Genomic DNA, 23,876 nt, shown 5'->3' with positions numbered 1-23,876 from the left:
TTAATAACATATATTTTCCTTACAGAATCAATATTCTATATTTTCTTTTTGATATGCTGCAATAAATTCTGGGGTGTTAGATATTTGTTTAGCAAGACGGTTAACATTATCTCCTGTTATAATATTAACTTCTGGGATATATTTTTCATTCCATTTAGTGTATATGGTTATTAAGTAATCTATAATAGTTGATTCCTGGCCAAACATGTATTGATTCTCAGCTAAGTATTTATCAACTATAAGCCATAAATCAGAAACTTTGTCAGCAAGTTTTTGCATTAGTTTGATATCTTTATTTTCTGATATTCTAGTTAGAGTCATTATTTTGCTATAAGAAGGGTGAAGAGTAGCATAATTAAATATTAGCTTTTGATAGAATTTGGCTTTATGATCAAGTTCCATTTTTTTAAACCTTTGACAATGTTTTTCTAATAGATATAAAGCAATAGCTGCACCTTCAGCTATTATTAAATCATCTTTTACAACTAAGGCTGGAACCTGATTAGTAGGGACTATCTCTGAATAGTTATCGATATCGTTACGTTGAATAACTTTATAATCAACTCCGAGTTTTTCCAAAAGAACAGTTATTCCCGTAGAGCAAGAGCCTGCGATTGAATATAATTTATACATAATATTTCCTTATTGTTAAATCAGTGTCACCAGCTCTTCAGAGCTAGTAGGATGGAATTAAATCTTCGTTGCTAAACTGCAATAAATCCCATAAATTCCCATATAAATCTTTAAATACTGCGACTAAACCATATTCTTCTTCAGAGGGTGGTCTTACGAATTCAATATCGAGTGATTTCATTCTATTATAATCATCCCAAAAATCAGTAGTCTGTAGAAATAAAAATACACGACCACCAGCTTGGTTGCCTATAAAATTATTTTGTTCATCTTTAGATGCTTTAGCTAATAATAAAGAAAAACCATTTGAGTTTTTGGGAGATACTAATACCCACCTCTTATTTTGTTTAGGTTGATATGTATCTTCTATTAAATCAAAGCCCAACTTATTTATATAAAAATTAATTGCTTCATCATAATCTTTTACAAGAATAGATACATGAATAATAGATTGTTTTTTATTTTGTTTCATTATATTTTAGACCATAGTTACAAGCTCTTCAGAGCTTGTAGGATGGATGGCTATTGTGTCATCAAAATCTTGTTTAGTTGCTCCCATATTTATAGCAACAGCAAAACCTTGAAGCATTTCATCAACATTCAAACCAATCATGTGACAGCCTATAACTGTTTCGTTATTTCCTGTTACAATTAGCTTCATAACAGTTGGCATTCTATGGCCAGAGATAGCACAATATAAGTTTGTAAAACGAGATTTATAAATTTTTATATTTTCTTTACCATGTTTTTCAGCGGCTTCTTTCTCAGTAAGACCAACAGTACCAATAGCCGGGTGAGAGAATATAACAGTTGGGATATACTCTAATTTAGGTTTCAAACCAACTTCATTGTTGAAAAGTCTACGAGCAAGCCTACGTCCACAAGCAATAGCAACAGGTGTAAGTTGAGCACCACCAGAGGCATCGCCAATAGAGTAGATACCTTCTACATTAGTTTCTTGATACTCATTAGCAGGAATTACTCCCTTGGCTGAGATATTTATATCAGTGTTTTCTATTCCCATATTATGAGTATTTGGTGCGCGACCTGTTGCCCAGATTAGAGTATCTACATTTTCTAGTATTTTATTTGTATCTGTTGTAATTCTAAGAGTATTGCCAGTTTTTTCTACTTTAGTGATATTAGTATGATTTATAATATTCATATTAGTCATCTCCATGCACTCCACAAGTACATTACTAATATCATTATCAAATTCCATTAAGGGTTTATCACGACGAACTATGATAGTAGTATCAGTACCATGGGCATTTAGCACTCCAGCAATTTCAACACCTATATAGCCACCACCAACAATTATAGCTTTTTTAGGAGTGTCATCTAATTCAAAAAATTCATCAGAAGTTATGCCTAATTCAGCACCTTCAATATCCTTTGGAACAATCGGATAAGCGCCAGGAGAAATAAATATATTATCTGCCGTAAGCACAGAGCCATCATCTAATTCTATCGTTTTATTGTCTTTAAATTTACCCCAATTATTAAAGTGAGTAATATTCCACTTTTCTAACAACTTATCATAAAATCCATGAATATTACCAATATACTTAGCTCTTTTAGCTTTAAGGGTAGCCCAATCAAAACCCTTTACATCAACATCAAAACCATATCCGGCAACATCATGCTTTAATTGCTCTGCAATCATAGCACCATAAAACATTGCTTTTTTAGGAACACAACCTCGATTAACACAAGTACCACCTAATTGCAGTTTTTCTATAATTGCTACTTTTTTACCAAATTTAGCAGCTTGTACAGCTGATGCTACACCACCAGATCCACCACCTAAACTTATTACATCAAAATGTGTATTACTCATTATTTATTTCCTTAATTTATCTTTAGCTACAATTTTAACTGTTTAGCTTGTAAATATGTAGGGTTTTAGTAAGTAGTTTTTTTATTTCATTCTATTAAAGCGAATGAGTTTAATATTTAGGTTTTAAACTTCATATTATTTTATGAAGCTAGTATTTGTGTGTAAAAGTATTTAATAATAACCTATCTATTTTTCCTGCATTATTATCCGGTAATTTTTCTTGAATAATAATTTTTATATTTTGGGAAGGGCATGCTAAAGAAAATTGTTTAATAATACTGTTTTTAAATTTATTAATATTTAGTTTATCGTTTGTAGTTTCTAAAAAAAAATATAATTCTTTTTTGTTTAAAGAGGAATTCTTTTTTATTATAAGACATGTTCTTTGGATGCTATGGTATAGGTTTGACCAATGCTCTATTTCATTACTATTAATTAACTCTTTTCCTATAGTTTCTATCATTTGATTAGATCGACCAATCAGAAATAAAATATTATTTTCATCCAAAAAACCAATATCCTCAGCTATAAAAAAACCATTTTTGAGAACATTACTATATTTTTTACCATTTATTTCATACCCAGAAAAAAGACCTTCGCTTGAAACAGTAATATTTCCATTTGGTAGTATACTTACTTCAATACCTTCTAATGGTTTACCAACATTATTGTTTTTATCAACCAACTTATTACCTTTAAGATTTACAGAAATTAATGGTATTTCTGTCATACCATAGCCAAAATTTATGGATTTATATAACTTTTCTTTTATAGTTTTATGGACCCAGGTAGGTAATTGATCTCCACCTGTCAATAAGTAGCTTATATTTAAAGGTTTAATAGTTTTTTTGAGTAGTTGCTTAGCTAATTTCACATAAAAGCTTGGCATCATAAATATAATATTCGGTTGAGCTTGAGCTATATAATCTAACAAATCAGATTTACCTAAATCACTAGGAGGAAGAGTAAGTTCCGCTCCTGAAAAAAATGAAGCTAAAATAAGAAGAACCCCATGATTAGTAAAGAACTTACTTTCTTTTTTTAAATCTAATACTTGTTGCCAGTTTTTTAGATTAAACTTAATACTACGATAAGAATGTAAAACTCCTTTAGGCTTTCCTGTACTTCCTGATGTTAATAGGATTAAAGCTATGTTTTCTTGGTTAAAATCACCTATAAGGTCATCTGAAATAATTTTTTTATTTATTAGATCTTCCAAAGAATTTTCATTGCCATATTTCTTTTTCTTCGTTAATCTCAGAGTAGTAATATTATTTGTATTAACTATAAGCTCAGCATCAATATTAAAGCTAATTATAATATTATTATATTCAGTTTTTGCAGTTAGTTGAGAGACTGGTAAAAGAGTTACACCAGCTTTTATACATGCGACATAGCAAGCCATTAACTCCCAACTATTTGGTAAATTACAGCTGACTCTTTTGATATTTTTTGATAATAATAAGCTAGCTATAGCTACTGCTTTATCATAGATAAAGCTATAGCTATAATGATTATTTGATATATTAAGAGCAATTGTATTGCCTTTTAAGTGATCTAGATTTTTCCAATTGAATTCAAACATTTATAGTTTCTCTCATACAGATTGCAGCTATTTTTTTAGCATGTGGTATTTCTAAAATATTTTTATGGCTTGCATCAATAGGTATAATTTTTATTTTATTTAAAATAACATCCCAGCCATTTGTCTTTTTCATTTTCATTCTTGCATAAAACTTGTCTATTTGTTCTTTTTCATAAGAGGTATAAGTAGTAGGATAAATATATTTCTTTGCTTTAAATAACCAGCAAGGAGCATTACATCGTTTATGAGAATGTTCGATATAAAGTTTATTTTCTATTTTCTTTACTTGTAGTAAATGCTTTTTTGCTTGCTCTTCAAGTTTTGAAAATTTTTCAGAGTTAATCAAAATATTTTCAATAATAGGTTCTAATTTTTCTGATAATTTAACTTCATAATCATCTAATACAATAGCATCAAGAAGGTATATGCCATAAACACTATCACCCTGTATTTCTAGTTGCCTAGCCATTTCTTGAGCAATATTTCCTCCTAGTGACCAACCAGCTAATTTATATGTACCATTAGGAATATGTTGTTTAAGTATCTTAATATATTGTGCAGCAAGTAGCTCTAAAGAAGTGATATTTTCATCTTTTTTACAAAATAGGTTATGTGATTCTATTCCATAAAGTGAGTGTCCTTTAAACAATTTAGCAAAATTAGCATAAGATTCTTGTCCAGCACCTCTTGGAGGTAAAAGTATAATGGGAATTTTATTTTTATTATAATGGAAGCAAATCCATTCTTTTGTTTCTTTCTTTAAATTATTCTGAATTAATATAGCTTGCTTAGCAATAGTGTTAGCATTAATTAGATCATATAAAGTTAAATTTATATCGAAATAATCACTTAGTCTAATTAGTAACTCCATTAATAAAAGCGAAGAGCCTCCTTGAGAATAGAAATGTAAATCTGGAGATAAAATATCAATATCTTCTTTTAAAACTGAACCCCAAATAATGGCTATTTCTCTTTCATTTTTTGTCATTACTCTTTGATCTATATTTTCTTCTTGAAATGGTAAAGCATTCAATTTTTTGTAGTCTACTTTTCCTCTTACAGTTAAAGGAATTTCATTTAAGATGATGATTTTATGAGGTAACCAGTAGGAAGGGAATTCTTTAGAAAGTTTTTCAAAAATTTTGATTTTATTAATACTGCTTTTAACTTTTAGCTGTATATAACCAATCAAAATTGAATTAGTATCAACTTGTTTAATTACAGCAGCAGCATTTATTACGCCTTTTATATTGTATAGCATATTTTCAATTGAACTAAGTTCAATACGATATCCACGAATATTAACTTGCTTATCATTTCTGCCTATATACTCAATTTGATTATCTATTAATAGACGACCTATATCACCAGTTTTATACATACTTAAAATTTTTCCAGGCAATAACTCTATCTCAAATATCCTGTCTCTACTAGAAACATTATGATATCCTCGCATCAAACCAATACCTGAAAGATATATTTCACCACAAACTCCAACAGGCAAAAGGTGTTGATTATGATCTAAAATATAAGTACTAACATTTTGTATTGGACGGCCAATTACTGCAGGATTTATTTTTAATAGACTAGTTGAGCTTCTCCCAGCTTTATATAAATTTGAAAATGTTGCTTCAATTGTTCCTTCTGTTGGACCATATGAGTTTATAATTGAAAAATTATAAACTTTATTGGGTAGTGTATATAGTTTCTCCCCACCAAATTTTACGGCTCTAAGTTTAGTTAATTCGGATAAATTAGCAGTTAAAAATGAGTTGGATAGTGATGTTGGTAAGTCACAAATAGTAATAGCCATTCTCTTTAAAGAATGAACAAGAGTTTTAATATCAAATTTTAACTCTTCTTTAATTATACCTATACTTGCACCATTTAATAAAAAAGGCCAAATTTCACAGCCGAAAGTATCAAATGCTTGCGATGCAAACTGACTTCCACAGTCTTCTTTTTTTAGTAAAAAATAATTTTTATACCATTGAGATAAATTACATATTCCTTTATCTTCAATCATAACTCCTTTAGGTATTCCTGTGGATCCAGATGTATAAATAACATAAGCTAAAGAATTTATTTTTCTTTGAGGTATTGTTATTTTACTGGTTTGATTATTTGTCATAGAGAACTTAATATCAATAAAGCATTCTGAACAAAAATTAAATAGTTTTTGTAGCTGCTTATTTGTTATAACTAAACTTGCTCCTGATTGATTAATAATATTTTTTTGATGCTCTTCTGGGGCATTTGGATCTAAAGGTAGATATGCCGCTCCTGATTTTAAAACAGCTAAAATAGCAGCGATTAATTCTATTCCTCTAGGTAAACAAATAGCTATAATCTTATTTTCTGTAGATTTTCTTCCCAAAAGAGTATAGGTAATATTATTAGCAAATTCATTCAATTCTAAATAGTTATATTTTATATCATCGTCTATAACAGCACAATTAGAAGGGCTAATAGATACCTGAGATTCAAAGTCATCTATTATTGATTTTGATAATATTTTTTTTTCAAGACCTTTTCCTCGATCAAAATATTCAATTAATTTATTACTAGGAAGTAGTTGTAATGAACTAATAAGAGTTTTAGGAAAAGCAATAACTTGTTCTAATATATGAAGAAAAACAGCTTCAAAATCCTCCATAAAATTATTTAATAGGATTTTATTATAATGAATGGAAAAGCTAGTTTTTCCATTTCTATGGTCCATAATAAAAGAAAGATCACAATCATCATTTAACTCATACCAGTTAGAAAAGATATCACCGCCAAAGAGTCCTCCTGAGCATTTAATACCTTCAAGTCCAAGCATATTGTGATTCAAACAACTAGAAGAGAGTATTATATTTAATAAATTATTATTACTACTTGTTTTATTATTTTGCCGATAATCATGAATAATATCTGTAGTCATATAGTCTGAGTAATCCTTCACGGATTTTCTTTGATGATTTAGGGACTGAACTAATTTTATGAAATTTAAGTTTTCATAAAATGAAAACTTCATCGGTAGGGTATTTACAAAACATCCAGGCATGTTTTTTTTACCTGATGGATGTTTGCTTATAGGATATGCAATAGTAAATTTTTTTTTAGTTATATGTTTCTGTAGTAATATACCAAATATAGCACCGCTAACAATGAACTCTGTACTCTTTAATTTCCAGCAAAATTTAGTGAATTGTTTTTTAACTTCGTCAGGTAATTTAAAGTTTTTTTTAGCCATAATGGGGCTGTTTTTTAAACCTCTATTAAAATTAAGAGGAGTGTGCAGATCATATCCAGAGAGAAACTCTGTCCAAAAAATTTTTTTTTGGTGTTTGTTTTTAATTTCTCTGTTATTTTTTAACCAAGTTGATAATGAAGGAGAACTTTCTAAAATAAAGTCTTCTTTGTTTAAAAATGCATTATAAATATTTGATAAATTATTAATCATATAAGGGACACAGTTTTCATCATAAATAGAGTGATGAAAATGCATAATAAAAATATGTTTATTATTACAAATATTTTTATTGTATAACCCGAACCTATATAAAGGTTCATTTATGATATCGAAAGGTAATTCAACCATTTGTTTTACATAGAGCTTTAAATTTTCATTTGAGTTAATAGTTTTTTCATCAAATATAAGTTTAAATTTTTCTGGTATATTTATAAAAATTTTTCCTTGCTTATTCTTGGAAAAATTCCCTCCAATTTCTTTAAACCATGTTGAGAATAAATATATTACAGCTTTGCGTAAAATATTTTTATTTAGAATACCTTTTAGCTCAAAAATAAATGGTATATTGTTTTTATTAGGATTTTGTGACATAAGCGATTCTTGATAAAATGCTTTCATATATGGGTCAGCTAAGTATTTTTTATACATTATTTACCTTTATTTTAAATATTTTATTTTAGAAAATTATGATCTTTGAGGCTTAGATAATCTTTATATAACTGTTCGTAATTATCATTATAAGCATCTAACTTTAGAGCTTTATCAGCAATTGAATTTGGACTATCAAAACGCTCACCTATATTTATATACTTTCTTATATTAAATGTAGAGCTGATTTTAGGATTAATAATACCTTTAATTTTTCCTTTTTTTGTCGGAGCAGCAACAATAAAGTGTGGATTTAAATATTGGATATTTGGTATATTCTTTCCTAATAAAATATAAATATCCTGGTTACACAAGTTTACGCCATAAGCTTTTTCATACAGAGGAATTATTGCACCTCCTGGAGGTCTATATGCAGCTTCTAGAAAAACTAATTCATTTTTATTGTTTATGAAGATCTCTATATGGAAACTTCCTGTAGGATTTTTACATAATTTTCTTATTATATAATCTGAAAAACTAGTAATTAAATATCTTTCTGTAGAGTCTAACCTTAAAACTATAGAGCCAATATTTTTACCTTGTAAAAACTCAAATAATGGGTTTAAATAATGCCCGACAGATGAAAAAACCACTTGACCTTCTTTGTATTGGAGATCGCAATGATAAAGCTCTCCTTTAATATATTCAGATGCAATATAATTAAATTTTTTGTTTAGCTTTATATTCGTAAAATCATTATAAGACTCTATTAATTCTACTCCAAAAGCTCCTGAGGAGGATTGTGGTTTTATAATAAATGGAATCCCTAATATTTTTTTTAAATCGTTAAACTTTTGATTATTAATAACATATGATTTAGGTATGCGAATATTATATTTTGTTAATAGATCGTACATAATAGCTTTATTAGTAAAAGGAAAAACATCTTTTACTTTAGGCCCAGAAAAATTAAAATGTTCTCGTAGCTTTGCTACATTTAAAATATTTGCTTCATCTATACAAGTTAAAATGATTTTATCATTAGATTTTGAGAGATTATCTATAATCAATTTAATTGATTCATAATCAAAGTAAGCATTCGGTTCGCCTTTTATTTGATTAATTGGGCAAATATGAATTTGATCTACAGGGTAGTCTTTATTAAGTTCTGACCCTGTTATTATTACTTTTTTAAAATTATTAACTATTAAATTACGCCAATTATATTGCTCAAAATAACGTGATGAAGCAGCAATAAAAACAATACTATTCATAAATAAGTATTAACAAAGCTGTAATGCTGAGCAATTTCCTAAAAATGCTCCTTTATCAACGTTAAAAGTATAAGATACATAGACACCATTTGCCATATCTCTTATTTTTTTTAAGTTAAGCACTATTTCAATATTATCTACTTTATGAATTGATCTAACTAATTTCATTGAAAAATCTCTCATATAAGTTTCTCCTGGTTTTTGTTTAAATTCTTTACGTAAACACATATGAAGGATTAACAGTTGGCTTACTATTAGTTGAGTATGAAAAGCTGTAAAGTGATACTTCCCATCAGATGGCATAAAATATTCAGTAATATTTAATGAAGCTTTGATGTTTTCTTCTCCATAGATGATTTTTCTTATATCAAAAGAGTCTTTTTTAAATCCACCCATTAAATAAGGAGATAAAAATTTATTATAATCAGATAGTAGTAATTCCATTGTTGTAGAATCCAAATTTTTATTAAAATTAATCTCGAAAAACTTATTATGAATTTTTCAAATTGGGACGTTAGTCTATCAAAAAAAAAAAATTATACATATGGTTTACAGCAAATAATAAAGAGGTATTTGATTAAATTAATTATAGGCTTTATCCTTATAAAATATTATTTATTAGTAGTTTATACAGTTAATCTGTATGAATTTTTATTAGCCGTAATATTTATAAATATGAGGTAATTAGAAAACAATTATAAACCTGACATATGTTCTAACTGTTTAGTTTGTAAATATGTAGAGTTTTAGTTAGTTGTCCATTATTATCAACTTTACCAAAACCAATTCCTATAATTTTAAATTTTTTAGGTTGCGGATTAAATGATTTTATTACTTTGTTAAACTCATTTACAAAATTTTGTTTAATCTTATTACTTTCTAAATTCTTTGCTAATATACTAAAATGTGGATTAAACTGTTTGAATGCATTTGGACTACCATATTTTTCAAATGATTTTTGTTTATCTGGATAATATTTAACCCAATTAGGTATAGGGTAATCTCTATTTCTATATTTATTTAAATGTGTAATTACACGATTAGATAAATTTTGTAAAACTTGAGTATTATTAACATTTAACATCACAAAGCCACTTTTACCAACAGTTATTTTATTAGTTGTTATATAGAAAGGCTTTGTTGTATTAGCAATGCTATTAATTTGTTCAAAAATATTTTCTAAATAATCCTTCTTAAAACTAGTTAGATATAAGCTTAGGTGAACAGGGTGGTTGCTACTAAAAGGGGTTATAGCATATTTTTTATATAAACCATTTTCATTCGCAAGATGGTTGAAACTATTTATATATGTTTTAGTACTTTGATCTGGTATTAAAAAAATATTATATTGTGTGATATCATTTGCAAAAATATCAATAGGTGAAAGTACCATAAAAAATATTAATATTTTAGAAAAAATTTTACTTCTCATAATTTATATTAGTCCTTTAAAAAATTTTTTAAGATTCTAAGAGAAATCTCTTTGTTATCATATGATGTATCAATAGTAACCACCTTTTGATTCCAGGGGCTATATTTTCTATCCAATACAGCTTGCCAGTTGGGGTACTTGTTTGGATTAACTTTATGTCTAGTTTCTATTCTATTTTGATGGATTTGTTTATGGCTACAAATGACTTCTATATTTATAACTTTTATATTATTTATATGTGATAATGACTTCCACAAGTCCCGAGATTCTTGGATAGGGTTGCAACAATCTATAATTACACTTTTACCAAGTTCAAGATTATCTTTTGCTTGATAATATACTAGTTCATATCCTTGTTTTGTTAGTTTTTGAGGGTATGATTTGTTTAAATAATATTCAACTGTATCTATCCTATAATAGATAGTATTAGGGATATTCTTTGCAAGTAGTTTAGCTAAGCTTGTTTTACCCACACCTGGTAAGCCTGAGAATATATAAGCGTTTGGCATATTATATACCTTAAGAGAGTTATTATTTCCCAATTATTTTTATATTATGGCCATTAACTTCTATTGCTTCAATATTACTTATCGGAATTAAATTAAGTTTATCTCTATAGTCACTTAATATTTCATCAACAACTTCTTTGAATGGGCTGTTTGTATAGTGTGGTACAGGATAAAAATCAATTAAACCTAAAGCATCATAGTTATTTAATTCTATAGCTTTACTTTTATCATCCATTTTTTCACTATAATTAATATTTGGTACCATAATAATAGAACCTGCGGAAGCTCCAATATATGGTTTTCCTTTTATTACCTCTTCTATTATGATTTTATCTGCTCCAGATTTTTTTAACTCTTGGAGTAAATAAAATGCATTTCCACCTGAAATATATATAATGTCTGAGTTCTTAAGTGTTTCTTCAATTAATTCTTTAGAAGAGTTTGATATATCCAAATCTTTAATAGTTAAACCTAATTTTTCAAAAGCTTTTCTATCATTTTCAACGTAAGCTTTATATTGTTCCGGAATGCTTGCTGTTGGGATAAATGCTATTTGTTTATTTATTAATTTTTCATCAATAAAATTTTTTAATAAATGTGAAACATCAACAAAAGATGATGTAAGTAAAAACTTTTTCATTATTTATTCCTCCTTATATTTTATAATCATAGCTAATAGTCAAAGGAGCATGATCTGAGAACCAGTTTTCTTTATAAACATAATCAGATTTAGATACAACTTTATCTTTTAAAGTAGGGGTTGATATATGGTAATCAATCCTCCAACCTACATTATTCGTACGAGCTTGACCACGATTTGACCACCATGTATATTGCAAAGGCTCATGATTAATTACTCTAAAAGTATCAACCCAACCTAAATCATCAAAAACATGATCAAGCCAAGCTTGCTCTTCTGGTAATACTCCAGAAGTTTTACCATAATTTGATTTCCAATTCTTAATATCAATCTCTTTATGGACAATATTAAAGTCGCCACATACTATAAAGTCACGACCAGATTTAACTTGTTTTGCTAGTATTTCTTTATATTTTTCAAGAAATTGCATTTTGTATTCTTGGCGTATATCACCACTAGAGCCACTTGGTAGATATAAACTAGCAATACTAAATTTTTCATAATCAAATTGGATATAGCGGCCTTCAGCATCAGCCCAATCTAATCCAATTTCTTTGATGATTTTTAAAGGTTTTTTTTTCGCATAAATAGCTGTACCGCTATATCCTTTTTTTATAGCATCTTTAAAATCATAGCAATAGCCTTCAGGAAAATATTGACTATCTCCTTCAAGTTGATGAAATTGAGCCTTTGTTTCTTGGATACATAAAAAATCTATATTTTGGGTTTTAAACCAGTCCCAAAAACCTTTACGTGTAGCTGCACGAATACCATTAGCGTTAAAGCTTGTAACTTTTATCATTAAATTTTGGATATTATATATATAAATATTTAATTTTAGCATTTTAGAATAATCATGTAGATATTTAATTTTTAAAAAATTAAGAGCAAAATTATAATTTTTTTAGAGAAATGTAATAAAATTATATTATTGATGTTCAACAGAAATAATAATGAGCTATATTTCAAAAGAAAAAATAAAAGTTAGTCAATCATCAACAGGTCAAAATATCTATATAGATAAAATCACGATTAATGGTATAGATCCAAAATCCCCTAGTGTATATTTACAGGCGAGTATGCATGCATCAGAACTACAAGGTAATACCGTAATGCTTGATCTCTTAGAATATTTTAAAAAATATCAGCCTAAAGGAAGTATATATATGATACCTCAATGTAATCCAATTAGTAGAGATAATCTTATTGGAGCAGGGCATCAAGGCAGGTTTGACTTAGCAACTGGAGATAATTGGAATAGATATTATAATAATTCTAAAATTGATTATACCAAGTTTGTAGAAAAACATATTAACTCATCAATAGAAACATATAAAAAAGCTTTTGAAAATATGCTTCAAAATGAAATCAAAAAAGAGCTTGCTAATGAATGGGAGCTATCACGCGCTAGAAGGCTTAATTTAATAGCACAATATGAAGCTCAAAAAGCAGATTATGTATTAGATTTGCATACAGATACTAATGCTATTACATATTTATATACAGCTGAATTTACTAAAGTATTGGCTGAAAAATTTGGCTATAAGCATACTTTGGTTATAGATAATGATAAAACTACAGGCGCCTTAGATGAAGCTATATTTTGCCCTTGGTGGCACCTGGCTCAAGAGTTTAAAAAACAAGGTCGAGATGAGAATGTTTTGAAAGAAGCATATACACTTGAATTAGGGTCTGAAGAATATATAAATTTTGAAGATGCTAAAATGCAAAGCCAAGGAATTTTGAATTACTTAAAATCAAAAGATATTATAGATTCTCCATTTCAAATAGATAGACTACATAAGAATATAATCCATAATAATATAAATAATTATAAACATATAAAAGCTTCAGAAGGTGGTTTGTATGAATGGCTTGTTAAACCAGGTGATAAAATTAGAGCAGGCCAAGTTATTGGTCAATATATCCAAACAGCGACGATGGAAAAAAAATATTTATCCTTACCTTATAATTACGTTATAATTAGTATTCATAATTCAGGGGCTATTTGTCAGGGCACCCAGCTTATGAATATTGCCATAATTTGTTAAAATTTAAAGGAAAAGTAAAGTAACATGAAAAAAAATGTAGGAATTTTATTATTAAGCTTAGGATTAGCATCATGCTCTTCAATTGAATTGAGTCCAGTTGCTCAGAGAGTTCAAATATCAACAGCTGCTGCTGCAAAAAAGTGTAAATTTATAAATACTGTGACAAGCAGCCAAGGAAATTTTTTTACAGGTGGTTTTACTTCTAATAATAATTTGCAAAATGGTGCATATAATGAGATTAGAAATCAAGCAGCTCAAATGGGTGGGAATTATATTCAGTTAATCTCTAGCCAGGCTGGTAATACAGGTGGACTTGGAGATGGTTCTGGTGGATATCAACAGACTAATTATACAGTAACAGGGTCTGTATATAAGTGCCCAGAATAATTTTTAAATTATCCATAATATTTTTTCTTAATCCATAGAGCTACATTGACTAAGCTTATAAGAACAGGCACTTCAACTAAAGGTCCAATTATACCAACAAAAGCTTGGATAGAATTTATACCAAATACTGATATAGCTACAGCAATTGCTAGTTCAAAATTATTTGAAGCTGCTGTAAAACTTAATGAAGCTGATTGCTCATAGTTTGCTTTAAGCTTATAAGACATCCAAAATGAAATTAAAAACATAGCTAAAAAGTATATTAAAAGAGGAATAGCCACTTTTATTACCTGAAAAGGTAAATTGATAATTTGATCACCTTTTGTAGAAAACATTAGCACAATAGTAAATAAAAGCGCTATTAGTGTTAAAGGTGATATAGTTAATCCGATAGTTATTTGACAATAATGTTATAATATTTAGAAAAAATGTCATCATATAGCCAAGATTTCAGAGATATCGTAATAACTAAATATAAAGAAGGCCTAACAGACAAAGAGCTAAGTAATTTTTTTAATATAGATATCCGTACTACTAGATCTTGGATAAACTTATACGAGACAACTGGTGATTATAAATCTAAGCAAGGCTTGGGTTGCGGTAGAGTAGCAACCTTTACAGATAAGGAAGCGATAGAAAGCTACTTAAGAACATATCCAGATGCAATGGCTTTAGATATTAGAGAAGCATTAGCTCCTGAAATACCTAGAAGCACATTTTATGATTGTCTTACCAGACTTGGTTTTAGTTTTAAAAAAAGACACCTAAATATAAGCAAAGAAAAGAACAAGATAGGCAAAGTTTTATAGAGGTTGTTGAGACTATTGAACCTAACAAACTTGTATATTTAGATGAAATGGGTATGGATAATAAACAGTCTGTACTAAGAGGATGGTCTCTTGTTGGTAAACCTAGCTATGGTGAAGTTATTGCTTATCAAACTCAGAGAAAAAGTATAGTTGCTGGTTATAACTATTTAGAAAAGAAGATTATAGCACCGCTAGAGTATACTGGATATACAGATACTCAAATTTTTAATCAGTGGTTTGAAGAGCATTTATGTCCTGAGTTAATTCCAAAGACTACTGTTGTTATGGATAATGCTAGTTTTCATAAGTCTCCTAAATTGGCTAAAATAGCAGAGAAGTTTGATATACAGATACTATACCTTCCTGCTTATTCTCCTGATTTAAATCCTATAGAAAAAATTTGGGCCAATTTTAAAAGAATTTTAAGAAAAGTAAATAATTCTTTTGATAATTTATCTGATGCTATTACTCACGTCTTTAGCATAATATTATCAGATTAACTATAAATCACAGCAGTTAATACAAACACCAGGAGATATTTCTATGCTGGTCATGTTGTTAGTAATTTTCGGTCTAGAATTTTTTATACATTATTCTATAGATGCTCATTGGGAGATTACTTTATTAAGTAGTTTTAGGTTATTTGCGATGATTATAACAGGAATAATTATTGGAATTTCTACAGGACGTAATATCACTTATTATTATAAATATTTGTACGCAAAATCAGAATCACTAAAAGAAAATGTAAATATTCATTTTTAAATCTCCTTTAGTAACTGCTTAGCATCCACTTTACCAACAAGTTTTTTTTCTTTCTCACCTTTCTGATTAAAAACAATTACACTAGGTGGTCCAAAGAGATCAAACTCTTTCAAAAGTTGACTACTATATTGTCCAACTTCTGTCACATCTGCCTGAATTAATTTGTAGTTTTTGAGCTTATCAATCACCTTGGGATCTGAAAAAGTTGTATGTTTCATATACTGACAATCTAGGCACCAGTTAGCATAGTAATCTACAAGAACAGGTTTACCTTGGCTTTTTACTTGTTGTAAGACCTCATTTAATTGTTTTGTATTAGTGACATGTTGAAAATCCAATTGTGGCTGTTGTTTTGATTGAGCAGATGTCATTAAAGGAGTAATGATACTTGTATTGCCCATCAAAAATCCAATTAGTAATGCACTACCATACACTAAAAAAACATAAGCTAAAAATTGTCTAACTTTAGCCCATTTAGTTTTTATATTAAAGCCAAATGTGCCTAGATAAATAGCTAGACTTAAAACTAAGAAACTAGTTAATAATAAGCTAAATCCTGACGGAATAATTTTTGATAACATATAAATAGCTAACCCAAGTAACATAAACCCAGATAGATGTTTAATCATATGCATCCAGTTACCAGCTTTAGGTAAAATTGAACCACTGGTAGTACCTACAATTAAAATAGGTACTCCCATACCTAATCCCATAGCAAATAAAATAGTACCTCCATAAAATGCATTACCCGAATAACTAATATATGCTAATACGGCAACCAAAGGTGCTGTTACGCAAGTTGAGACTATTAATGTTGATAATATACCCATTATAAATACGCCAATATAGGTACCACTTTTTTGCTTATTACTTAAGTTATTTACTGAGCTTAATATAAAAGAAGGTACTTTTAATTCAAAAACACCAAACATTGCTATAGCCATAATTATAAATAGTAACGACATAGCAGTAATTGCCCAAGGTGTTTGTAATATATTTTGAATACCTCCACCAAAAGTTCCAGCTAAGACACCAACTACTGCATAGCTTATTGACATTCCTAAAACATAAAATAGAGAAATGCTAAATGCTTTTGTTGTCGTTAGTTGTTTCTGACCGGTTACAATGCTTGATATGATTGGCAAAAGAGGTAGAACACAAGGAGTAAATGTTAATAACAGTCCTAAGCCAAAGAATATAAAAAATGCCCAAATAATATTTGTATTGTCTAAGAATTTTGTGTAGTCATTAGTTTTATCGAAGTTAGAATGTGTAACATCTAATTTCTCTTGTAGAGATTTAGGTAAAGCTCCATGATAAACTTTACCTTGATAAGTTTTACCAATAACTGACAAATCAATATTAAATTTCTGTTGTACTGGCGCAAAGCAGATACCGCTTTCAGAACAACCCTGGTATGCAATAATTAATGGTAGTACATTATTACCTACATTAGTTTTCTTGATTTTCAGTATGATATTTACATAATTCTTATAAATTTTTACCATTCCATAAAAAGGGTCATTTTTAATCTGATATGTTTTTGGAAAGGTTACTTTTCGTATATTAGCTTTTTGAGGTAATAAACTATAAAAACTAAAATTTTTTAAATATAAATAATTACCAGGCATAATCTGCCATATCGCCATTAAAGTATTTTTATCAATGGTTTTAATTTGTAGTTGAAAATTTTGATCGACACTATCATGATTTAATATGTTAATATTAGCTAGACTCATTGAGCCTGGCACAATATCATTAGCTAGTTTATTTTCTTGAGTCGTTGTAGCATTAGCAAAACTAGACAACAACATGCCCATCCCAAGTAGTAAAAAAATATAAGATTTGACTATAAAGTTATGTAATAACTTTGTTTCTTGTAACATATAAATTACCTTTTTGTTTTCTATATTATAAAATTAACAATCACTAGCATAATAGGCTAAATGATTAAATATTGTTATTTAAAATTGACAACAAAATAGGCTCTTGGTGGTCGATAGATGCGTTCGATTAACAAAAAACTTAAACATGAAATCATTTTGATAAATGAAGCACCAACAAGATGATAAGCTTTTAAAGGTTGCTTAAATTGCATTAAAAATGCGACAAGATTACTACTATTACAATTTATTGTAGATGATAAAGATGGCGTACTAGTAGTATTACAGTTATTACTAATAGTTACTTGATTTGAGCTAATGCCTATATTAGCTGTAGGAAAAGCTGTATAAACTATACTAAAGGAAAGTACTAACAAAAGTAACTTTATTAAATCTAATCCTTTACTTATTTGTTTCATACAGCTTTGTACTTGTCTTCTTTTTATGCTGTTAAAAACCCAAAAAATAGACATTATATTTTTAACAGCAAAAAATATTTTATTGATATAGTATACAGAAAATAAATGAAAAATATTAAGTTTCATTAGTTTTAGATTATTTATGATGATTCTAATCAAAATAATAGCTATTTTTTTATAAAATTAAGTACAGTTTTCGCACAAACCATAAATCTCAATATTCCAATTTGATACTTTAAAAGACTCTGATTCCTTAAGTTTTGTAATAATTTTAAAGTCATCTAAACATATTTCTTTAGTTACTTTACACTGGTTACAAATAATAATTTGTGTTCCTTGATGTTTATGAGTAAGGTTACATACTATATAAGCATTAAGACTTTCAACTCTATGTATAAAATTGTGTTTTGACCAAAAATCAATAGCTCTATATATGGTTGGTGGCTTAACATTTTTCTCTATAGATAATAGTTTTAAAATATCATAAGCAGTTATTGGAGCGTTTTGCATAATAATTGCTTGTAAGACCTGCTGTCTTGGTTCTGTAAAGCGATATTTATTTCTTTCACAATATCCCCGAGCATCTTTGAGATAATTATTCATATTATGGTAAGTATAAAACTATAATGTATTATTATAACATATTATTAATATGTTATATTGTAACATTTTATATTTTTGTGTATTATCTTGTTGAGACTAAAAATCTAATGGAGCTAATAAATGAAAAAGTTACCTGTTACAGTATTATAGTTAATCTGATAATATTGTGCTAAAGACGTGAGTAATAGCATCAGATAAATTATCAAAAGAATTATTTACTTTTCTTAAAATTCTTTTAAAATTGGCCCAAATTTTTTTCTATAGGATTTAAATCAGGAGAATAAGCAGGAAGGTATAGTATCTGTATATCAAACTTCTCTGCTATTTTAGCCAATTTAGGAGACTTATGAAAACTAGCATTATCCATAACAACAGTAGTCTTTGGAATTAACTCAGGACATAAATGCTCTTCAAACCACTGATTAAAAATTTGAGTATCTGTATATCCAGTATACTCTAGCGGTGCTATAATCTTCTTTTCTAAATAGTTATAACCAGCAACTATACTTTTTCTCTGAGTTTGATAAGCAATAACTTCACCATAGCTAGGTTTACCAACAAGAGACCATCCTCTTAGTACAGACTGTTTATTATCCATACCCATTTCATCTAAATATACAAGTTTGTTAGGTTCAATAGTCTCAACAACCTCTATAAAACTTTGCCTATCTTGTTCTTTTCTTTGCTTATATTTAGGTGTCTTTTTTTAAAACTAAAACCAAGTCTGGTAAGACAATCATAAAATGTGCTTCTAGGTATTTCAGGAGCTAATGCTTCTCTAATATCTAAAGCCATTGCATCTGGATATGTTCTTAAGTAGCTTTCTATCGCTTCCTTATCTGTAAAGGTTGCTACTCTACCGCAACCCAAGCCTTGCTTAGATTTATAATCACCAGTTGTCTCGTATAAGTTTATCCAAGATCTAGTAGTACGGATATCTATATTAAAAAAATTACTTAGCTCTTTGTCTGTTAGGCCTTCTTTATATTTAGTTATTACGATATCTCTGAAATCTTGGCTATATGATGACATTTTTTCTAAATATTATAACATTATTGTCAAATAACTATCGGATTAACTATATCAGGCTTTTTAGGGGCTGGAAAAACTACTTTATTAAGTAATATTCTTAATAATAGCAACGGTTTGAAAATAGCGATGATTGTTAATGATATGAGCGAGATTAATATTGATGCAGAGCTTATCAAAAGCCATGACTCATATATTTCAAAAACAGAGGCTAAAATGGTAGAACTTTCAAATGGATGTATTTGTTGTACTTTACGAGAAGATCTACTTGTTGAAGTTGAAAAATTAGCAAAATCACAAAAATATGATTATTTAATTATCGAAAGTACAGGTATTTCTAAGCCATTACCTGTAGCTACAACTTTTGAATTTAGAGATGAAGAGGGTAGGAGTCTAGCAGATGTTGCTTATATTGATACTATGGTTACGGTAGTAGATAGTGTTAATTTCATGAATCATTATAGTTCATCGGAATATTTAATAAATACTAATGAAAATTTAGGGGAAGAAGATGATCGTGCGATAGTTGATCTTATGGTTGAACAGATAGAGTTTGCTAATGTTATTATTCTAAATAAGATTGATAATTGTTCTAAAGAGGAGAAGAAAACAATCAAGTCTATAATCAAAGGTTTAAATTTTGATTCTGAGATTATAGAAACAAATTTCTCAGAAGTTGTAATAAGTAAAGTTATAAATACTAAGAAATTTAATTTAGAAGAAGCTGAAAAACATCCTTTATGGAGTAAAGAACTTTATAATTTTAAAGAACATGTACCAGAGATTGAAGAATATGGAATTAGATCTTTTGTTTATAACTCAATAAATCCTTTTGATCCTGTCAAAATAATGAACTTTTTTAATAATGTTGATGACTGGCCAGGAGTAGTGCGAGCAAAAGGTTTTTTTTGGTTAGCAACCAGACCAGACTATGTTGGAGAAATTTCTCAAGCAGGTAGTTTAGTTAGACATCAAGGTATGGGAATGTGGTGGGCTAGCATCGACAAAGCTCAATGGCCAAATACTCCAGAATTTCAACAAATGCTAAAAGATAGATGGAATGATATAAGTGGTGATAAAAGACAAGAGATAGTATTTATAGGTTTAAAAGATCAGATGAGTGATAGTCAAATCAAAGCTGTCTTAGATGACTGTTTGATTAAAGAATATTGGGATAATCCAGAAAAATATGCAAATATAACAGATCCATTCCCCAACTGGTTTGAATCAAATAATGAAGAGGTCTAAAAGATGAATAACTTTCAGTTAATAGTATTGCTTGTAATTTTATTTGTCACAGCTGTCTCTGGATTATTTCCTTTTATTAAAAAAGCAAATAATCCAAGAGGATTTAATTTTCCGATAGGAGATGCTTTAGCAAGTGGTGTGTTTTTAGGCGCTGGTTTAATTCATATGCTAGGTGACTCATCAAGCGATTTTACAGAACTAAATATAGATTATCCATTTCCATTTTTGATAGCAGGAGTAACTATCTTACTTTTTTTATTGTTAGAACATATTGGAGGAGCATTATCGAAAAATAATAAAAATATAGTTAATCCGATAGTTATTTGACAATAATGTTATAATATTTAGAAAAAATGTCATCATATAGCCAAGATTTCAGAGATATCGTAATAACTAAATATAAAGAAGGCCTAACAGACAAAGAGCTAAGTAATTTTTTTAATATAGATATCCGTACTACTAGATCTTGGATAAACTTATACGAGACAACTGGTGATTATAAATCTAAGCAAGGCTTGGGTTGCGGTAGAGTAGCAACCTTTACAGATAAGGAAGCGATAGAAAGCTACTTAAGAACATATCCAGATGCAATGGCTTTAGATATTAGAGAAGCATTAGCTCCTGAAATACCTAGAAGCACATTTTATGATTGTCTTACCAGACTTGGTTTTAGTTTTAAAAAAAGACACCTAAATATAAGCAAAGAAAAGAACAAGATAGGCAAAGTTTTATAGAGGTTGTTGAGACTATTGAACCTAACAAACTTGTATATTTAGATGAAATGGGTATGGATAATAAACAGTCTGTACTAAGAGGATGGTCTCTTGTTGGTAAACCTAGCTATGGTGAAGTTATTGCTTATCAAACTCAGAGAAAAAGTATAGTTGCTGGTTATAACTATTTAGAAAAGAAGATTATAGCACCGCTAGAGTATACTGGATATACAGATACTCAAATTTTTAATCAGTGGTTTGAAAAGCATTTATGTCCTGAGTTAATTCCAAAGACTACTGTTGTTATGGATAATGCTAGTTTTCATAAGTCTCCTAAATTGGCTAAAATAGCAGAGAAGTTTGATATACAGATACTATACCTTCCTGCTTATTCTCCTGATTTAAATCCTATAGAAAAAATTTGGGCCAATTTTAAAAGAATTTTAAGAAAAGTAAATAATTCTTTTGATAATTTATCTGATGCTATTACTCACGTCTTTAGCATAATATTATCAGATTAACTATAACTTATCTTTTATGGCTATAATGGCAACGATAATGTTATCAATTCATAGTTTTTTTGAAGGTGCTACTTTAGGGATATCTGAAGAATTAAGTGTGGCATTTGTAATATTTTTAGCAATTATTGCACATAAATGGGCAGCAAGCTTTGCTTTGGCAATAAATATAAATAAAACTAGTATGAGTTTTATAGCCAGGTTTATGCTTTTTATAATATTTGTAATTATGACACCATTAGGAATACTCTTTGGACAGGCTGCCAATAACTATGTTTCAAATTCTTTAGTTGAACCTACATTTACAGCTATAGCCGCAGGTACTTTTATTTATATGGGGACTCTACATGGTTTAGATAGGTCTGTACTTATCAGGGATTGCTGTAATACGAAACAATATAGTTTTGTGATTATTGGCTTTATAATTATGGCTATAGTTGCTATTTGGACCTAAAATACTTAGTGTCTTTTAAAAAAAATAACAAAAATAGCATATTTATTTCTAAACTAAATAGTTAAGATTTATAAGTAATATTTTTAATAAGAATTTTAAACTAGAAAATTATAGTAGAGAAAACTGAGACTCTTCTCTATCGTGTTTTTGATTTTGAGAATCACGTCTTTGTTGAACAGCTTTAGCGAGCATTTCTAACATTTCAATAGTTTCTTCAAAATCAACACATTTATCTGTAACACTTTGACCATATACTAATGGTTTATTATTAATATCTTGGTTACCGGCTTTAAGATTACTTTCTATCATAATGCCAAAAATATCATTACTTTGAGAGATTTGTTTACATATATCAGCAAGTACTAATTTTTGTTTATTATGATCCTTTTGACTATTGCCATGGCTACAATCAACCATTACTTTAGTATCTATTCCAGCTTTGTTTAATTTAGTAATACAAGCTTCTATATGATCTTTACCAAAGTTTGGTCCTGATGCTCCACCCCTAAGAATTATATGGCCATTTTTATTGCCTTTAGTTTCAAATATTGCAGTAGATCCTGATTTAGTAGTACTTAAAAAATGATGTGAATAAGTAGCAGATTTAATTGCATCTACAGCAACCTGTATATCGCCATTAGTAGCATTTTTAAAACCAATAGACGCTGATAATCCAGATGCTAATTCTCTATGAACCTGACTTTCAACTGTTCTTGCCCCAATAGCACCCCATGAGATTAATTCAGCGAAATATTGAGGAGTTATAACATCTAAAAACTCAGTAGCACAAGGTAATCCCATATTGGTTAAATCTGATAGAAGATTGCGAGAAAGTCGTAAGCCCTTGTTTATATTGAATGTATTATCTAGATCAGGATCATTAATAAGACCTTTCCAACCTATAGTAGTACGAGGTTTTTCAAAATAAACTCGCATAATAATAAGAATATCTTTTTCAAATTTATTAACTTGCTCTTTTAGTTTTGTCGCATATTCTATAGCTGCTTCTGGATCATGTATTGAGCATGGTCCAACCACAACAGCAATTCTGTCATCCTTACCATGAATTACATTTGCTATTTCTTTACGCGATTGTCTAACTGTCTCATATGATTTTTTCAAAAGAGGGGTTTCTTGGATTAGAACTTCAGCAGGAATAAGTACTTTTTCCTTATTAATATTTATATTTGAAACTTTATCAAATTTTTTATCACCTATCATAAGTGGGGATATCCTTATATTTTTATTTTATATAATC

21 protein-coding genes and 3 pseudogenes are annotated in these 23,876 nt (G+C 28.7%); 7 read left to right on the top strand and 17 right to left on the bottom strand.

Features of this window, described 5'->3' with window-relative positions:
- Positions 1–27 precede the first annotated feature (27 nt).
- The 11 genes from ACR0PV_RS05345 to ACR0PV_RS05295 form a co-directional block, all read right to left on the bottom strand.
- Positions 28–633 carry a glutathione S-transferase family protein gene (locus ACR0PV_RS05345; RefSeq protein WP_488173918.1) on the bottom strand — a complete coding sequence of 202 codons (606 nt, stop codon included), beginning with the start codon at positions 631–633 and terminating at the stop codon, positions 28–30.
- Positions 634–676: 43 nt separating this feature from the next.
- The gene (locus ACR0PV_RS05340; protein ID WP_488173917.1) at positions 677–1,105 is read right to left on the bottom strand and encodes a VOC family protein; all 429 of its coding nucleotides are present in this window, start codon (positions 1,103–1,105) and stop codon (positions 677–679) included.
- A gap of 6 nt (positions 1,106–1,111) precedes the next feature.
- Entirely contained in the window at positions 1,112–2,473 is a 1,362-nt protein-coding gene (gene gorA / locus ACR0PV_RS05335) for a glutathione-disulfide reductase (RefSeq protein WP_488173916.1), read from the bottom strand.
- 148 nt (positions 2,474–2,621) lie between these two features.
- Complete coding sequence (locus ACR0PV_RS05330) at positions 2,622–4,058, bottom strand: class I adenylate-forming enzyme family protein (protein WP_488173915.1); 1,437 nt, start codon at positions 4,056–4,058, stop codon at positions 2,622–2,624.
- The gene (locus ACR0PV_RS05325) at positions 4,051–7,914 is read right to left on the bottom strand and encodes an amino acid adenylation domain-containing protein (protein ID WP_488173914.1); all 3,864 of its coding nucleotides are present in this window, start codon (positions 7,912–7,914) and stop codon (positions 4,051–4,053) included. The genes ACR0PV_RS05330 and ACR0PV_RS05325 overlap by 8 nt, the downstream gene beginning before the upstream one ends.
- A 53-nt stretch (positions 7,915–7,967) precedes the next feature.
- Positions 7,968–9,158, bottom strand: a complete 1,191-nt coding sequence (locus tag ACR0PV_RS05320) for an ATP-grasp domain-containing protein (protein WP_488173913.1) — start codon at positions 9,156–9,158, stop codon at positions 7,968–7,970.
- 9 nt (positions 9,159–9,167) lie between these two features.
- Positions 9,168–9,602 carry a hypothetical protein gene (locus tag ACR0PV_RS05315; protein WP_488173912.1) on the bottom strand — a complete coding sequence of 145 codons (435 nt, stop codon included), beginning with the start codon at positions 9,600–9,602 and terminating at the stop codon, positions 9,168–9,170.
- A 271-nt stretch (positions 9,603–9,873) separates the two neighbouring features.
- Positions 9,874–10,590 (bottom strand): 2'-5' RNA ligase family protein, encoded by a 717-nt coding sequence (locus ACR0PV_RS05310; protein ID WP_488173911.1) that lies wholly within the window; start codon positions 10,588–10,590, stop codon positions 9,874–9,876.
- Positions 10,591–10,598: 8 nt separating this feature from the next.
- Entirely contained in the window at positions 10,599–11,099 is a 501-nt protein-coding gene (locus tag ACR0PV_RS05305) for a P-loop nucleotide/nucleoside kinase family protein (RefSeq protein WP_488173910.1), read from the bottom strand.
- 22 nt (positions 11,100–11,121) lie between these two features.
- Positions 11,122–11,739, bottom strand: a complete 618-nt coding sequence (locus ACR0PV_RS05300; RefSeq protein ID WP_488173909.1) for a Type 1 glutamine amidotransferase-like domain-containing protein — start codon at positions 11,737–11,739, stop codon at positions 11,122–11,124.
- A gap of 13 nt (positions 11,740–11,752) precedes the next feature.
- Entirely contained in the window at positions 11,753–12,541 is a 789-nt protein-coding gene (locus ACR0PV_RS05295) for an exodeoxyribonuclease III (protein ID WP_488173961.1), read from the bottom strand.
- 148 nt (positions 12,542–12,689) lie between these two features.
- On the opposite strand from ACR0PV_RS05295, the gene ACR0PV_RS05290 reads away from it, so the two are divergent.
- A complete protein-coding gene (locus ACR0PV_RS05290) occupies positions 12,690–13,790 on the top strand; it encodes a hypothetical protein (protein WP_488173960.1) in 1,101 nt (366 codons plus the stop codon).
- Between the two features lie 24 nt (positions 13,791–13,814).
- Positions 13,815–14,177, top strand: coding sequence for a DUF4156 domain-containing protein (locus tag ACR0PV_RS05285; protein ID WP_488173908.1), 363 nt, complete (start codon positions 13,815–13,817; stop codon positions 14,175–14,177).
- Positions 14,178–14,185: 8 nt separating this feature from the next.
- Here ACR0PV_RS05285 and ACR0PV_RS05280 read toward each other — a convergent pair.
- Positions 14,186–14,557, bottom strand: a pseudogene (locus tag ACR0PV_RS05280) (arsenic resistance protein); the annotation flags it as partial.
- Between the two features lie 48 nt (positions 14,558–14,605).
- Here ACR0PV_RS05280 and ACR0PV_RS05275 point away from each other — a divergent pair.
- A protein-coding gene (locus ACR0PV_RS05275; RefSeq protein WP_488172186.1) for an IS630 family transposase occupies positions 14,606–15,486 on the top strand; the annotation gives its coding sequence in 2 pieces (ribosomal slippage) (positions 14,606–14,930 and positions 14,930–15,486; 882 coding nt in all).
- A 261-nt stretch (positions 15,487–15,747) separates the two neighbouring features.
- On the opposite strand, the gene dsbD is transcribed toward ACR0PV_RS05275, so the two are convergent.
- The 4 genes from dsbD to ACR0PV_RS05255 all read right to left on the bottom strand — a co-directional run bounded on the left by dsbD (position 15,748) and on the right by ACR0PV_RS05255 (position 19,688).
- Positions 15,748–17,637, bottom strand: a complete 1,890-nt coding sequence (gene dsbD, locus ACR0PV_RS05270) for a protein-disulfide reductase DsbD (protein WP_488173907.1) — start codon at positions 17,635–17,637, stop codon at positions 15,748–15,750.
- A gap of 74 nt (positions 17,638–17,711) precedes the next feature.
- Complete coding sequence (locus ACR0PV_RS05265; RefSeq protein ID WP_488173906.1) at positions 17,712–18,053, bottom strand: hypothetical protein; 342 nt, start codon at positions 18,051–18,053, stop codon at positions 17,712–17,714.
- Between the two features lie 183 nt (positions 18,054–18,236).
- Entirely contained in the window at positions 18,237–18,656 is a 420-nt protein-coding gene (locus ACR0PV_RS05260; protein WP_488173905.1) for a transcriptional repressor, read from the bottom strand.
- Positions 18,657–18,891: 235 nt separating this feature from the next.
- Positions 18,892–19,688, bottom strand: a protein-coding gene (locus tag ACR0PV_RS05255) for an IS630 family transposase (RefSeq protein WP_488173904.1) whose coding sequence is annotated in 2 segments (ribosomal slippage) — positions 18,892–19,364 and positions 19,364–19,688 — 798 coding nt in all. Because the reading frame shifts where the segments join, the coding sequence is not laid out codon by codon here.
- Positions 19,689–19,718: 30 nt separating this feature from the next.
- Here ACR0PV_RS05255 and ACR0PV_RS05250 point away from each other — a divergent pair.
- The 4 genes and pseudogenes from ACR0PV_RS05250 to ACR0PV_RS05235 form a co-directional block, all read left to right on the top strand.
- A complete protein-coding gene (locus ACR0PV_RS05250) occupies positions 19,719–20,933 on the top strand; it encodes a GTP-binding protein (RefSeq protein ID WP_488173959.1) in 1,215 nt (404 codons plus the stop codon).
- A gap of 3 nt (positions 20,934–20,936) precedes the next feature.
- Positions 20,937–21,233 (top strand): annotated as a pseudogene (locus tag ACR0PV_RS05245) (ZIP family metal transporter); the annotation flags it as partial.
- Positions 21,234–21,286: 53 nt separating this feature from the next.
- Positions 21,287–22,167, top strand: a protein-coding gene (locus tag ACR0PV_RS05240; RefSeq protein WP_488173903.1) for an IS630 family transposase whose coding sequence is annotated in 2 segments (ribosomal slippage) — positions 21,287–21,611 and positions 21,611–22,167 — 882 coding nt in all. Because the reading frame shifts where the segments join, the coding sequence is not laid out codon by codon here.
- A 4-nt stretch (positions 22,168–22,171) separates the two neighbouring features.
- Positions 22,172–22,618 (top strand): annotated as a pseudogene (locus ACR0PV_RS05235) (ZIP family metal transporter); the annotation flags it as partial.
- Between the two features lie 108 nt (positions 22,619–22,726).
- Here ACR0PV_RS05235 and ACR0PV_RS05230 read toward each other — a convergent pair.
- On the bottom strand, positions 22,727–23,839 hold the full coding sequence (locus ACR0PV_RS05230; RefSeq protein WP_488173902.1) for a 3-deoxy-7-phosphoheptulonate synthase: 1,113 nt from the start codon (positions 23,837–23,839) through the stop codon (positions 22,727–22,729).
- Positions 23,840–23,876: the final 37 nt, after the last annotated feature.

The sequence above is a fragment of the Francisella sp. AG1 genome (genome assembly GCF_057683165.1).
This window is presented reverse-complemented; position numbering and strand designations above follow the sequence as displayed.